The organism is Sulfitobacter sp. KMM 9851 (genome assembly GCF_057178245.1).
This window is the reverse complement of the sequence record NZ_JBXUCW010000004.1, coordinates 37228-50595: the sequence shown is the minus strand read 5'-3', so window position 1 is coordinate 50595 and position 13368 is coordinate 37228. Positions and strand designations below refer to the sequence as shown.

Sequence of the window (13368 nt, the reverse complement as noted above, 5' to 3'; positions counted from 1 at the left end):
AAATCATTCCCATACGGAATGTTTGCACGGGAAATCGGCATTATGCAAACGCTTGTTTGTCGCCTAGCGTTGGGGCCTCTGGGATCACCTCAAAGGGCGACCTGTGCGTATCATCACTGATGCGCGCGGCAGCAAGGCGGTATCCAATTTGGCAGTGAAGGCAGATTTAATTGCGATGAACGACAAGGACATGATCAAGGTCGATAAACTTGCCAAGCATTTCATTCTGCGTCGCAGTCTAACTGCGGCCCTGACGGGGCGGGCACCTTTGGCGCTGCGCGCGGTGGACGGCGTGGATTTTGCCGTTGAACCCGGCAAGGTCATGGGGCTGGTGGGCGAAAGCGGCTGCGGGAAATCAACGCTGGCCCGTCTTCTGGTTGGGTTGGAAACGCCAACACATGGGGATGTATATTTCGGCACCGAAAGCGCGCTGGCGTTAAAACAGCGAGACAGACGCGCCTTTCACCGCCGGGTTCAAATGGTGTTTCAGGATCCATACGGATCGTTGAACCCGCAGCAGCGAATAAGCGAAATTGTGACGCGCCCGCTCATTTATCAGCGCAGCAACATGAGTGCGGAAGACATGCACAGATTGGCCTGCACCGCCTTGCAAGAGGCGGGGTTATCACCCGTTGACGATTATCTTGATAAATACCCGCATCAGTTAAGCGGTGGTCAACGGCAGCGGGTCTGCATTGCGCGGGCAATTGTGCTGGCCCCCGAATTGCTGGTCGCAGATGAACCCATTTCAATGCTGGATGTCTCAATCAAATGGGGCATCATCCAGTTGTTGAAACGTCTGGTGCGTGACCGCAAATTGGCCATGGTCTATATCACCCATGATCTGTCTTCGGCGGGGTCCGTCTGTGACCAACTGGCGGTGATGTATCTTGGCAAGATCGTCGAAACCGGCCCGACACAGCAAATCATTCGGAACCCGCAGCATCCCTACACCAAAGCCTTGCTTGCGTCGACGCCGTCGATTGATCCGGCGTTCACACGCGAGACCGCGCAGATCACCGGAGCCATCCCCAGCGCCGTTTCCGTTCCAAAAGGATGTCGGTTCCACCCGCGTTGCCCGATTGCGAAACCCATCTGCGGCACGGATGTGCCCCGGATCTGGACAACGACGGCCATCGCGCCGCCTGCCATTTCGCCTTTGGCCATACTCCTGAAGCGGAGGCATTGACATGAATGCATTCTGGGTACGCCGCCTGTGGCAATCGGTGCTGACACTACTGACCATGCTGACGCTGATGTTTTTCATGTTTCGCATGTTGCCAGGTGATCCAACCGCAACTGTCATCAGTCCGGCGCTTTATCCCAAGGCGCAGGAGATTCTACGCATTCAATTTGGTTTGGATAAACCCCTGTGGGAACAGTATTTTGTCTATCTCAAAAACCTGACGGTGTTGGATTTCGGCCTGTCCTTTCATACTGGGCGGCCAGTGGCGGATGAAATCAGTGGGCGGTTGCTGAATACTATCTTGTTGGTTTTCCCGTCGATGATAGCGGCCTATGCCTTGGGCGCTATCGTGGGGGCCATTGTGGGCTGGCGTCGGGGATCAAAGCTCGAAACGATCCTTGTGTTCCTGTCCACATCCTTGCAAAGCGCCCCGGTGTTCTGGCTGTCGATGTTGGCCATCCTATTCTTCTCGATCCGGCTTGATCTGTTTCCCATCGGGCATATCGTATCGCCCGGCATGTTCCCGGATGAAGATTGGCGCATGTACCTGTCGTGGGACTTTCTGCACCATCTGGCGCTGCCCTTTCTGGTTAACACGCTCTATCAGTTCTGTTTCCCTTTCCTGCTGATGCGATCCTCCATTCTGGCGACGGTGGGCGAAGACTATATCGAGCTGGCCAAGATGAAAGGCCTGACCGACCGGCGTGTTCTTTACCATCATGCGATGCGAAATTCGATGCTTCCGCTGGCCACGACCCTGCCCATGACGCTGGGCTGGGCGGTCGCGGGATCGGTGGTGATTGAAACCGTATTCTCATGGCCGGGACTGGGGCTGCTGATGGTCGAGGCCGTCGGGCGGTCAGACTACCCCGTTGTACAAGCGGCCTTTTTGCTGATCGCAGTCTTGACGGTCGTGGGCACACTTTTGGCCGACCTTCTCTACACGCTTTTAGATCCACGCATTGTGAATGAGTGAGCGAAACGAATGAAAACCTTTAAAACGTTCTTTAGCATTACGTGGAAAACGACCAGTGGCCGGATTAGTCTGTGCATTTTTGGCCTTTGCCTGCTTTTGGCTGTTATTGGCCCGGTCATCGCACCTTTTGGCCCGTCTGAACGGTGTTACGACGCCGCCGGAAAACTACTGCGCCTTGTGCCCCCGTCATGGGAACATCCGCTTGGCACTACCGTTCTGGGCCGCGATGTTCTGAGCCAAATGCTCTGGGGTGCACGCACGGCAATGATTGTGGGGCTTTTGACCGCCGCAGGTACGGTTGTTATCGGCCTGAACTTTGGCTTGGTCGCCGGGTATTTTGGCGGCCGCATTGATGCTATCCTCATGCGGATCACCGACATCATGCTAGGGCTGCCATTCTTGCCCTTCATCATCGTGTTGCTGGCCCTGACAGACCGTAACATCTGGACCATCATCCTTGCCATGACCTTTGTCATGTGGCGATCCACCGCGCGGATCGTACGGGCCGAGGTTATGTCACTGCGCGAACGCCAGTTTGTTGCCGCGGCCCGCACCACAGGGGCCAGTGACACCGACATTCTTTATCGTGAAATCGCGCCAAACGTCATGCCCCTCGCCGTGACCTCAATCACCTTTGCGCTGGCATGGGCAATCATCACCGAAGCAAGCATCGGGTTTCTGGGTTTTGGCGACCCCAACGTCGTGAGCTGGGGGTCCATCATCTATGACGCCTATGCATCGCAGGCCATGTACCGGGCCCCTTGGTGGGTTGTCCCACCGGGTGTGGCGATCATGGTTCTTGTCACGTCGGTGTATTTCATTGGCCGCGCTTACGAAGAGGTCATCAATCCTCGCTTGCAGGAAAGGATGTAACTGATGGCGCGCTTCACACCTGTCATTGACGTGAAAAACCTACATGTCAGCTACCGCACCGCAGCAGGCCCGGCACGGGCATTATTCGACATTAACTTGACCATCCAGCAAGGCGCGCGCATTGGCCTGGTCGGTGAATCCGGTTGTGGCAAAAGCACATTGCTTAAGACAATCATGGGGGTTTTGCCCCCCAACGGGGAAGTCACCGAGGGCCATATTTTTCTGGGTGACGATGATCTGTTAGAAATGGATGAGGAGCGCCGCCGCAAGACCCGCTGGGCCGAAATTTCGATGATCACGCAAAGCGCCCTGAACGCCCTGAATCCGGTCAGGCGTATTGATGCGCAAATTCTCGAAGCAGTCCGTGCGCATCGCAAGATCACTAGGGCAGAAGGTCAGGCGCTGGTTGCACGGCTGTTCGAAATGGTTGGCGTCAGCCCCGATCGCGCCCATGATTATCCACATCAGTTTTCCGGCGGTATGCGTCAGCGGGCAGTGATTGCGATGGCGCTGGCCCTGTCGCCGCAACTAATCGTTGCGGATGAACCGACCACCGCGCTTGATGTCATCGTGCAGGACCAGATATTTACGCAGCTGCGGGCGCTTCAGGACGAACGCGGGTTTGCCATGGTTCTTGTCACCCATGACATCGCCCTTGTTGTTGAAAACTGCCAGCGCATCTGTGTCATGTATGCCGGCATGATTGTGGAAACCGGGCTGACCCATGACATCGTCAAACGCCCGCGCCACCCCTACACCATCGGTTTGCTGAACGCGGTTTCCGTACTCGGATCTGAGCGCGAGCCGATCGCGATACCGGGCAGCCCGCCAAACCTGTTTGAAAAACTGGGCGGCTGCCGGTTTGCACCCCGCTGCCCCCTGGCCAGTAGGCTTTGTCACAATGAGGTGCCGCCTGTTGTCGATCTGGAAAACGATCAGACCGTGCGCTGCCACCACTGGCAACAGGCTGATGATTTCGCGCGCCGTGCGGCGGATTCCGAAACCTGGGCACAGGCCGCTACAGGACAATTTGATACTTCACCACCCTAATGCGCAACGGCACTGCCACGCATCACATTTCAGAACAGGAGACACCCTATGTACTACTTCGCCTATGGCACTTTGCTGGTTGAGGAAAACATGCGCAAGGCAGCACCCGGCGCACGCAATGTCGGATACATGCGCCTTGACGATTATGTTCTAGGCTTTGGGGAATGCAGTAAACCCGGCATCGCGGGTTGCAAGCTGATCCCTAAGAAGGGCGGCGTCACATATGGCATTCAATATGAACTGTCCGATGAATCCATGGCGGCCCTTGATGCGGCGGCACATGTACACGAAGAGCAATGGGTACATATCCCCGTCACGCTGAAAGACGAGGCAGGAAACACCGTCCAATCCAGCACATACACGATCCCCGGTGCACATAAGCCGTGGTCACCAACCGACGAATATGTCGCGCCCATCCTGCTGGGCCTGACCCAATGTGACTTTCCCGAGGAATACAAACATGGACTGCGGGCCATGATTGCGCATGAACAGGCAGCTGCCACTGCGCGCTAAAACCGCAACAACAAACTAAAAACGAAGATCAGGAGGATAATATGAAGCGATTAAAAACAACAGTTGCCGCGCTCAGCATTGTACTTGCGCCGATCTCTGCGCTGGCAGAAGGAAAGATTGTCCCGACGGTGGATTTCTTGACATGGCCATCGACGAAATATCAACATTATTACGAAACCAGTGCCTATCTGGCCGAAAGCTGGACCGAGCTTGGTCTTGACGTCAAACTCAACCCGCAGCCATTTCCAGCCCCCATGCTGGGCATGTGGTTCACCGACCATAAATTTGACGTTGTTCTGTCGGTCCTCTCCGGTTCCAGCGCAAGGTTTGAGCCGGATTTCTACAGCTCCAACCAGTTCGTGACTGAAAATTCTTCGCCCGGCGGTATGAACGTCGGGTCGTTTTCGAACCCAAAAGTGGACGAATTGACGAAAAAGCAACGCGCGATTTATGACCTCGATGAGCGCCGGAAGGTGATCTTTGAACTGCAAGAAGTGATCCAGGAAGAACAGCCCGAAGCGCTGGTGGCCTATGTGGTGAACACCACGGCCTATAACAAGGAAAACGTCAATATCGACAACTACCAAAGCACGCCCGAAGGGCTGCGGTCGATTTGGAACCTGCTCAAAATGAAGTCCCTGGACGGCGACGACCGGGTGTTGCTGGGTTGGACAATTGATCAGGACAGCTGGAACCCACTCACGTTCAAGACGCTGGAAGACCTGGACCGCCTTGGCCTTGTCTATGACCGATTGCTGGTGGTTGATCCGTCAGGCAAACCCGAAATGTGGGCCGCGCAAAGCCTTACCGCGGTCGATGACACAACATTCGAAGTGGTGCTGCGTGATGGCCTGATGTTCAACGATGGAGAGCCTGTAACGCCAGAGGATGTGAAGTTTTCCTTTAACTATCTAAAGGAAAACAACGCGGTCTATTTTCAGCAGTATCTGGAAAACCTCGAAGACATTTCTATCGATGGCCAGACAATCCGCTTTAAACTGGCAAGCCCCTCGGCGCCATTTGTTGCAGCGGCTTTGGGGCAAATCCCAATCCTGCCTGAACACGTCTGGTCAAATATCCTCGAAGAAACCGGGCTGAGCAAACCTCAGGATTACCGCAACACTGAAATCGTTGGCAGCGGGCCCTTTACGCTTGAATATTGGAAAGAAGGTCGCGAAATTTCTTTCAAGCGCAACGCCGATCACTTCATGAAGCCCCAGTCGGATCTATTGATGGTGCAATTCGGGTCAGCCGAAATTCTGACCTCGGCCTTGGCAAAGGGCGATATCGACATCTCGCTACAGCCCTTGGTGCCGACGGTCATTGAAGAGTTCCGCGAGTTTGACCAACTGGAATTGGTTCAAGCACAGTCAAATGGTTATATGTCTGCGCGCTACAACATCAATTCCGAAGCGTTCTCACACAAGGCGCTGCGGCAGGCCCTGTCACACGCGATCCCACGCGATGCCATCATCGAAGAAGTGCTGGGGGGTGATGCAGGACCAACTGCATCGTCTATTGTCCCATCAAACGGATTTTGGACAAACCCTGACATCGCGATCCCCGAATATGATCTGGATAAAGCACGTCAAATTTTGACGGATGCCGGATTTACTTGGGATGGTGATGGCAGGCTGCACTTCCCGGAATAGGGTCATCTGACGATAAAAACTTGAAAAGGGCCGCTCAGGCCCTTTTCACATGACTTAGCCTCACAGGTATAAGAAACCGGAGCCCCTATGCGCATCCCCAAACGCGTTACCGAAATTCACGACGATCTCATCCGTATCAGACGGCACATTCACGCCAACCCCGAATTGCAGTTTGACGTTCATCAAACGGCTGCATTGGTGGTAGCTGAATTGCATAAGTATGGAGTTGATCAAGTGGTGCCGGGTGTTGGCCGCACCGGCGTCGTCGGGGTTATCAAAGGCAATCGCCCCGGGCCGGTCATTGGTCTGCGGGCTGACATGGACGCCCTGCCAATCCATGAGGAAACTGGCAAATCCTATGCTTCTGGTGTTGCGGGGCATATGCATGCCTGCGGTCATGATGGGCATACGACGATGCTTTTAGGTGCGGCAAGGTGCCTATCCAAAAGCCGTGATTTCGCCGGAACCGTGGTTGTCATTTTTCAACCCGCCGAGGAGGGTGGTGGCGGTGGTCGAGAGATGGTTCAAGACGGGCTGATGTCACGTTTTGATATTGATCACGTCTATGGCCTGCATATCTTTCCCAACTATCCCGCAGGCAATTTTGCCATCCGCACCGGGCCTGTTCTGGCTGCGGTCGATACATTTTCTATCCGCATGATCGGACGCGGCGGCCATGCGGCCAAACCGCAAGCAACAAGTGACCCTCTCGTTGCCGGGGCCAATCTGGTCACCACGCTGCAAACCATCGTTTCGCGCGCGGTTGACCCAAAGGCAGCTTTGGTCGTTTCGGTGACAACGTTCAACGCGGGTCAAACTACAAACGTCATCCCACAAGAGGCCGTGCTAAGCGGCACAGTGCGCAGTCTGTCAGCGGAAGTGCGCGATCTCGCAGAAGCGCGCATTCGTGAAATTGTGCCTGCAACCGCCGTTGCCCATGGCTGCACCGCCGAGATCACCTATGATCGACATTACCCTGTGATGAGCAACCATGCCGAGCAGGCAGATATAGCCGCTGATACGGCCGCGTATCTAGTTGGTGCGGATCGAGTGAACCGTGACTACCCATCAAGCATGGGCGGCGAAGATTTTGCATTTATGTTAGAGGCAAAACCCGGTGCCATGATCTTTCTTGGGCAGGGTCCCGGTGCGGATCTGCACAACCCGGCCTTTGATTTCAACGACGATATGATCCCGCTGGGCGTTGCGTGGTGGTTGGAGTTGGTGAAAAACGCCAACGGGTAACATCGGCCATATATGCGTTTACGCGATCCTGCCGGCGGGATTTGAATTTGCTGAATATCTTCTCTCGTTTGCATGTCGGTCGATGGCAAGCCCAGACAGCATAACCGACGATCTCGCGAGGAAAACGGAAACCCTTCAGGCGCGGCATATGGGTTGGGATGGGCCATGATCTCTGTCCTTTGTGATCCGGTTTGAGGTCACAGGGCAAAAGGCGTTCTTTAACTTTCCTTCATGAGGCGGAGGGTCGGCAGAGAACGGCAGGCGTTGAAACCGCGGTGGTCCGGCTTCCAAACAGAAAATTTCGGAGCGACCCTTGGAGGTTACCACAATAAACGGCAACTCGGAGCCCTTGTCGACTGATCGCTTTGGTGCAGCGAATGTCTCCTCGGCCTATTTGAAGGGTCTCACCCAACTCGTTTTGAGGATCAATCGGTTCGCGGTGTGTCTAAAATATTTGACATGTTAAAAATATTCGACTATCCAGGTGTCGAAAATTCTTAACGCCAAGGAGGCGTCGCATGTCCACCCATCTCAAAACGATCTACTTTCTTTCGCTAGGCTTGTTGGCCGTTTTCGGATGGCATTTCGGTACCGTTTTCGGGCTTTTCGGTTCCGCTCCAGAAACTCAAATGGCGTTTATCGTTCGCATTGGTGGTATCCTGGTAGCGTTCTTTGTGGCGTCCGTAATCGCGTTTATGATGGTGGCCAAACGCGATGAAGATGCCGTGATGCCGGACGAACGGGAAGAGAAAGTCGAACTGAAAGCCGAGCGCAATGGTTTTTTTGCGATCTATGCCGGACTCTTGTGCCTGATGTGGTTCGTCTTTACGCCGATGACGCCGATGCAGATTGCAAATGGTATTTTGGCGATCGTATGCTTCACCGAGATCACAAAGCTTCTTTCGGGATTATACTTTCTGCGCAAGGGGGTGTAAAATGTGACCAAACGTCCACCGATTACAAACAGAGTCTGTGAACTTCGCAAAGCGAATGGTCAGATGAGCCAGGCGACATTGGCCAAGGCTATCGGCGTTACCCGCCAGACTATTATCGCAATTGAGCTAGGCCACTATTCCCCAAGTCTGGAAAGCGCATTTCGCATTTCGCATGTCTTCGATGTCGGCATTGAGGATGTATTCGGATGGGAAAAGTGATCTAGCGTTCATGAAAACCGTCCAATTCAGGACGGACATTCACCACGTTCCAGCCAAGGGCAGCTTCGTCCGCACTCCGAACCTTGCCATTAAGGGGGATGAAGGTCTGCTTGGAATGAACCGAAATCTCGAGAGGCTTTCGAGTTAGTTGCTCAAACCAGCAAAAAACTCCGCCAACACCACACTGCCCTCAGCTATTTCGCGACTTATTAGCTTCGCCCCCGCCGCTCCCGACTCACCGCAATCTCATACCGCCATGCCCGCTCGGATGCTTTCAGCCTCTGGGCCGACGACACCGTTAAAATGGCCGTATGATCCCGCCTTCTCAAAGCTTCACAAGTTGACGCCAACAACTTGGCGATACCGTCGTAAGGATTTTCTACCGGCTGCTGGTTAAATGATCCGTTAGAATATTGACTAAATTTTAACGAAGTTCCGCACAAACTACCCCCAGAAAAAAGATTCAATTCGGCTTTGCCACGGCCCGTTTGCTCGGATTTCCATGGTCGTAACCCTATGTAAACGCATCAGGTTTTGGCGCTTTCTGGTGGTTTAGCCGCGCTGGGGGACATCGTTAATTTGAAACACCAATCTATATATAATGCCGCTGTCGCAGATCATGTGGCTTTGGTTGATCAGGGTCGCGGTTCACATTACGCACGTTGGGGCAAAAGCGTTTTTGATGTCATGTTCGGGCTGGTCCTGCTGCCTGTCCTGCTGCCTGTTATTGTCGTGCTGTGCGCCTTGGTCGCGCTGGACGGCGGTTTGCCGGTTTTTGGCCACAAGCGGGTAGGAAAGGGCGGGCAAGAGTTTCGCTGTTGGAAAATTCGGACCATGGTCGTGGATTCACAGGAGCGGCTGAAAAAGCATCTCGCCGTCAACCCGGACGCGGCCGCCGAATGGCAGCGCAATTTCAAACTGGAAAATGACCCGCGCATCACCGGTATTGGACGATTTCTGCGCAAGAGCAGCCTCGACGAGTTGCCACAGATCTTGAACGTATTTCGCGGCGAGATGAGTTTTGTCGGCCCCCGCCCTGTCGTGCGCGAGGAGCTGGAGCGCTATGGCCTGAACCAGCAGATGTACAAAAGCATGCGCCCCGGTGTGACGGGGCTTTGGCAAGTGTCGGGTCGAAATGATGTAGCCTACGAAGAGCGCGTCACGCTGGATGTGCGATATGCCCGGCGCATGTGTCTGGCCGAAGATGTGCTAATCGTGGCAAAAACCGTAACGTCAGTTGTTGGGCTGACGGGGAAATAGAAAATTTTGCGGTCTCTGACATGTCGGGTTTATTGGCCTCGGTCCGCCCAAGACCGCAAATATTGTGTTCTTACGCGCCGGACGATCAGTCGCTCAACACGCCCTGATTCCCATTTTGATGATCTGAGCTCCCTTCACCTTGTAGAGAGTTTTGATCTTGTACCGCCCGGTTTCCATGTACCAGTTGCGCAGCGCCTGCGGATAGTGGCTGGCGATCAATCGCGATGCGCGGTTGAAGGTGATGGGGTCCAGGGCGCGACCGTAAGAGCTTGGCCCGTGAAAGCCGAAGGTCGTGTTTGGCGAGATGCAGGTTTGCGGCAACCCGAGCAACATCGTGCAGGTCGAATAGCAGATACCGCCGGTAATTTCGACGGGGCGGCCGGATTGACGCAACTCACCAAGCTGTAGCAGCCGCGCTCTGATCAGGCCGCCGCGGTCGTTTCCGACAACCACCGGGCTGGACTGCAAAGAGACGCGTGTTTGCGCCTGAACGGACGTGCCAGATGTCGACATCAGGCAGGCCAAGGCACCAACCGCCAAGCCAAAGACACAGTTCTTCATTTGGCGACGCACGCCATTTATCTGATTGGTCATTTTCCCACTCCACTCAACACGCTGCCAAGAACCGGCAGTACGGCGTGCCCCCACGCAGGAACAAGAAAACAGATCGGGATTAATGGCTGGTTTTCAGTGGCGGCCGCTCTCGCTTTAATTCAATACAAATTGAACATGACGGGGTGGCATCTCACAAAAACTTAGTCGGGGTGCCGAGGCTTTTGTAACCGCCTTGGGGATCAGTTGGTGCTTGGCGTGCTTGGTGTGCTGGAGGCTGATCCGCCACCGCCCAAACCTGCCAGTGCCGCTGCGCCCAGAACAGGGGCGACCAGGGGGACGAAATTGGTGATAGGCGCGTTTGGATCGGGCAGGCCCAGGCAGGCCTCCTTATCTATGTTCGCCGGGTTTTCGCAGTTGATGATCGGTGGCACGGCGGCAGTCTGCTGGGCAATCGCACCTTGAACGGGGAAAGCGATGGCCAAGATGGCCAAGATTTTTGTCATGACAAACAGCCTCCAAATTTAATTACCCATTTATGGCAGAGATCGGATACAACTTAAAGAGGTGGAGACTATATGGCCATGCAACTATAAGAAATTATGAATGATACCAAGTTTTGTTGCATTACCTGCGCGCGCGGCTGATCCGGTCACTGTGCCGCGATTGGTCGAAGGTCGCTTGCTTCGTAATAAGGTACTGTGCTTATGGAGATTTTCAGAGGTATCGGCCGGGGTTCTGGCAGTCATGTTACCCCCTCTTTCACGGCTGTGGACGAAGATGTAAGTGATCTGGGTGGCCTTTTCGCGACGCTATGGCGCGGGAAATGGGCCATTGCGCTTGGCGTCGTGATCGCAGTTCTGATCGGGGGCTACTACGCCTATGTCGTGGCGACGCCGCTTTATCGGTCGACGGCCGTGGTGATTCTTGAGACCAATCAGGATCAGATCGTGGATTTACAAAGCGTTGTTGGGGGGCTTTCCGGCGACACGTCCGAGGTAAATTCAGAGGTCGAAGTTCTGCGCGCACGCGGCCTGATGCGCAAAGTTGTGGCGCGGTTGAACCTGACCAGTGATCCGGAATTTAACGTGGCATTGCGAACGCCTGCGTTGGTCGAGCGGGCCAAGGATCGGATGAAATCGCTGATCGGGGTGGGTGACGCCGCCGTGATCCTGACGCGCGACGAAGAACAACAGCGCACCCGGGATGCCGTTATCTCCAAATTGCTGGAGAAGGTGACCGTGCGCAACGTGCCGTTGAGCCTGGTTTTTCAGGTGACGGTCGAAACCGAAAGCGCGCGGAAATCTGCGCGGATCGCGGACACTATTGTTGATCTGTATATTCTGAACCAGATCGAGGTGAAATTCGAGGCCACTGAACAGGCGACCATCTGGTTGAGCGAACGGGTGGCGGCCCTGCAAGGCAAACTTGAAACCGCAGAGGCGAAAGTGTCGGAGTTCAGCGCGTCGACGGAATTGGTGTCGGTCGAAGGGCTGCGCGCGCTTGAGCGGCAGATCAAGGAATTGCGCGACCGGATCGCATCGGCGCAGGCCAATCGGGTAGGGCAGGCCATGCAGATCGCGGCGCTTGGAAGGGCGGATGGCAGGGCGGAACAGGCGGACGCCGCCGACGACGCGCAGCTGTCGCGCTTTTTGCCAAGGCTGGAAACGGACCCCGAAACCGCCACCGCATTTGACACAAGGTTGCAGATCGTCATCCAGCGCAACCAGCAGAATCTGATGCGTGCGGATCAACAGCTTGCCGCGCTGCGCAGCTCTGAATCGGAACTGAACCGGCAGGTGGCGCAGCAAGGTGACGACCTGATCACGCTACAGCAATTGACCCGCGAGGCCGAGGCGACGCGAGTCCTTTATGAATATTTCCTGTCGCGGCTGAACGAAACCTCGGCGCAGCAGGGGGTTCAGCAGGCCGACAGCCGTATCCTGTCCGATGCCGTCGTGCCGACCGTTGCCTCCGCCCCACGCAAGTCTTTGATCCTGGCCATGTCGGCGATGCTGGGTCTGATGACCAGCGCCATGGTGATCCTGCTGCGCGAAATGCGCAACAACAGCTTTCGCACCGCGCGCGAACTTGAAGCGGTCACCGGGTATACGGTGCTGGGACAAATTCCCGCCATGCCTGCCGCATCGCGCATGAAAGTGTTGAAATACCTGTCTGACAAACCCACCTCTGCCGCTGCCGAAGCTGTGCGCAATCTGCGGACATCAATGATGTTGTCTGACGTGGACAATCCGCCAAAGGTGGTCATTTCCACCTCGTCGGTACCGGGCGAGGGCAAGACCACCAATTCGCTTGCGCTGGCGCAGAACTTTCTGGGCTTGGGCAAACGCGTGCTGTTGGTCGAAGGCGACATTCGCCGGCGCACCCTGCATCAGTATTTCAAGGATTTGCCGGACAAAGGCATCGTTTCGGTTCTAAGCGGCGAACAGACGCTGGAAGACGCCATCCACCGGACGCCGGACTTTGGGGCCGACATCCTGAGCGGCGAAAAATCCAACACCAACGCCGCCGATCTCTTTGCCTCTGATCGCTTCAAAGCACTGATCGACCAGGCCCGCGCCACCTATGACATGATCATCATCGACACCCCGCCAGTGCTGGTCGTGCCCGACGCCCGCATCATCGCCGACCAAGCGGACGCGATAATCTTTACTGTACAATGGGATAAGACGAGTAAAACTCAGGTCGAAGAAGCCCTGCGGATGTTTCACACGTCTCGGCAACGCATCACCGGTCTTGTCCTGAGCCAGATCAGCCCGAAAGGCATGAAACGCTATGGCTACGGCGGAACACATGGTGCGTATTCGGGTTTTGGGGCGTTGTACTATACAAATTGAAAGGGAGGTGCGGGCGTTTAGACGAAACGCCGAAAGCCATCCGCGCGAT

At 55.2% G+C, this 13368-nt stretch carries 13 protein-coding genes and 1 pseudogene; 12 read left to right on the top strand and 2 right to left on the bottom strand.

Going from position 1 to position 13368, the window contains the following annotated elements; genetic code table 11:
• Positions 1 to 103: 103 nt before the first annotated feature.
• The 11 genes and pseudogenes from AC1965_RS19865 to AC1965_RS19815 all read left to right on the top strand — a co-directional run bounded on the left by AC1965_RS19865 (position 104) and on the right by AC1965_RS19815 (position 9909).
• Positions 104 to 1189, top strand: a complete 1086-nt coding sequence (locus tag AC1965_RS19865) for an oligopeptide/dipeptide ABC transporter ATP-binding protein (RefSeq protein ID WP_483887369.1) — start codon at positions 104 to 106, stop codon at positions 1187 to 1189.
• Between the two features lies 1 nt (position 1190).
• Positions 1191 to 2162 (top strand): ABC transporter permease, encoded by a 972-nt coding sequence (locus tag AC1965_RS19860; protein WP_483887368.1) that lies wholly within the window; start codon positions 1191 to 1193, stop codon positions 2160 to 2162.
• Positions 2163 to 2171: 9 nt separating this feature from the next.
• The gene (locus tag AC1965_RS19855) at positions 2172 to 3035 is read left to right on the top strand and encodes an ABC transporter permease (RefSeq protein ID WP_483887367.1); all 864 of its coding nucleotides are present in this window, start codon (positions 2172 to 2174) and stop codon (positions 3033 to 3035) included.
• 3 nt (positions 3036 to 3038) lie between these two features.
• Complete coding sequence (locus AC1965_RS19850) at positions 3039 to 4085, top strand: ABC transporter ATP-binding protein (protein WP_483887366.1); 1047 nt, start codon at positions 3039 to 3041, stop codon at positions 4083 to 4085.
• 48 nt (positions 4086 to 4133) lie between these two features.
• On the top strand, positions 4134 to 4598 hold the full coding sequence (locus tag AC1965_RS19845) for a gamma-glutamylcyclotransferase family protein (protein WP_483887365.1): 465 nt from the start codon (positions 4134 to 4136) through the stop codon (positions 4596 to 4598).
• 41 nt (positions 4599 to 4639) lie between these two features.
• Positions 4640 to 6250 carry an ABC transporter substrate-binding protein gene (locus tag AC1965_RS19840; RefSeq protein ID WP_483887364.1) on the top strand — a complete coding sequence of 537 codons (1611 nt, stop codon included), beginning with the start codon at positions 4640 to 4642 and terminating at the stop codon, positions 6248 to 6250.
• A gap of 87 nt (positions 6251 to 6337) precedes the next feature.
• Positions 6338 to 7495, top strand: a complete 1158-nt coding sequence (locus AC1965_RS19835; RefSeq protein ID WP_483887363.1) for an amidohydrolase — start codon at positions 6338 to 6340, stop codon at positions 7493 to 7495.
• 518 nt (positions 7496 to 8013) lie between these two features.
• Positions 8014 to 8430: a hypothetical protein gene (locus tag AC1965_RS19830; RefSeq protein ID WP_483887362.1), complete on the top strand. Its 417-nt coding sequence runs from the start codon at positions 8014 to 8016 to the stop codon at positions 8428 to 8430.
• A gap of 3 nt (positions 8431 to 8433) precedes the next feature.
• Positions 8434 to 8649, top strand: a complete 216-nt coding sequence (locus AC1965_RS19825) for a helix-turn-helix transcriptional regulator (protein ID WP_483887361.1) — start codon at positions 8434 to 8436, stop codon at positions 8647 to 8649.
• Positions 8650 to 8865: 216 nt separating this feature from the next.
• A pseudogene (locus AC1965_RS19820) lies at positions 8866 to 8964 on the top strand (IS6 family transposase); the annotation flags it as partial.
• A gap of 306 nt (positions 8965 to 9270) precedes the next feature.
• Entirely contained in the window at positions 9271 to 9909 is a 639-nt protein-coding gene (locus tag AC1965_RS19815) for a sugar transferase (protein WP_483887394.1), read from the top strand.
• A 93-nt stretch (positions 9910 to 10002) separates the two neighbouring features.
• On the opposite strand, the gene AC1965_RS19810 is transcribed toward AC1965_RS19815, so the two are convergent.
• Both AC1965_RS19810 and AC1965_RS19805 read right to left on the bottom strand, forming a co-directional pair.
• A complete protein-coding gene (locus AC1965_RS19810) occupies positions 10003 to 10503 on the bottom strand; it encodes a hypothetical protein (RefSeq protein ID WP_483887360.1) in 501 nt (166 codons plus the stop codon).
• Between the two features lie 200 nt (positions 10504 to 10703).
• Complete coding sequence (locus tag AC1965_RS19805) at positions 10704 to 10967, bottom strand: hypothetical protein (RefSeq protein WP_483887359.1); 264 nt, start codon at positions 10965 to 10967, stop codon at positions 10704 to 10706.
• A 201-nt stretch (positions 10968 to 11168) separates the two neighbouring features.
• Here AC1965_RS19805 and AC1965_RS19800 point away from each other — a divergent pair, with 201 nt between their 5' ends.
• Positions 11169 to 13319 carry a polysaccharide biosynthesis tyrosine autokinase gene (locus AC1965_RS19800; RefSeq protein ID WP_483887358.1) on the top strand — a complete coding sequence of 717 codons (2151 nt, stop codon included), beginning with the start codon at positions 11169 to 11171 and terminating at the stop codon, positions 13317 to 13319.
• The last annotated feature ends 49 nt before the right edge of the window (positions 13320 to 13368 follow it).

Bases quoted from the DNA above. Each gene is read 5' to 3' on its own strand.
- AC1965_RS19850 (WP_483887366.1), top strand. From the start codon at position 3,039: ATGGCGCGCTTCACACCTGTCATTGACGTGAAAAACCTACATGTCAGC.
- AC1965_RS19840 (WP_483887364.1), top strand. From the start codon at position 4,640: ATGAAGCGATTAAAAACAACAGTTGCCGCGCTCAGCATTGTACTTGCG.
- AC1965_RS19860 (WP_483887368.1), top strand. From the start codon at position 1,191: ATGAATGCATTCTGGGTACGCCGCCTGTGGCAATCGGTGCTGACACTA.
- AC1965_RS19855 (WP_483887367.1), top strand. From the start codon at position 2,172: ATGAAAACCTTTAAAACGTTCTTTAGCATTACGTGGAAAACGACCAGT.
- AC1965_RS19800 (WP_483887358.1), top strand. From the start codon at position 11,169: ATGGAGATTTTCAGAGGTATCGGCCGGGGTTCTGGCAGTCATGTTACC.
- AC1965_RS19805 (WP_483887359.1), bottom strand. From the start codon at position 10,967: ATGACAAAAATCTTGGCCATCTTGGCCATCGCTTTCCCCGTTCAAGGT.
- AC1965_RS19845 (WP_483887365.1), top strand. From the start codon at position 4,134: ATGTACTACTTCGCCTATGGCACTTTGCTGGTTGAGGAAAACATGCGC.
- AC1965_RS19830 (WP_483887362.1), top strand. From the start codon at position 8,014: ATGTCCACCCATCTCAAAACGATCTACTTTCTTTCGCTAGGCTTGTTG.
- AC1965_RS19835 (WP_483887363.1), top strand. From the start codon at position 6,338: ATGCGCATCCCCAAACGCGTTACCGAAATTCACGACGATCTCATCCGT.
- AC1965_RS19810 (WP_483887360.1), bottom strand. From the start codon at position 10,503: ATGACCAATCAGATAAATGGCGTGCGTCGCCAAATGAAGAACTGTGTC.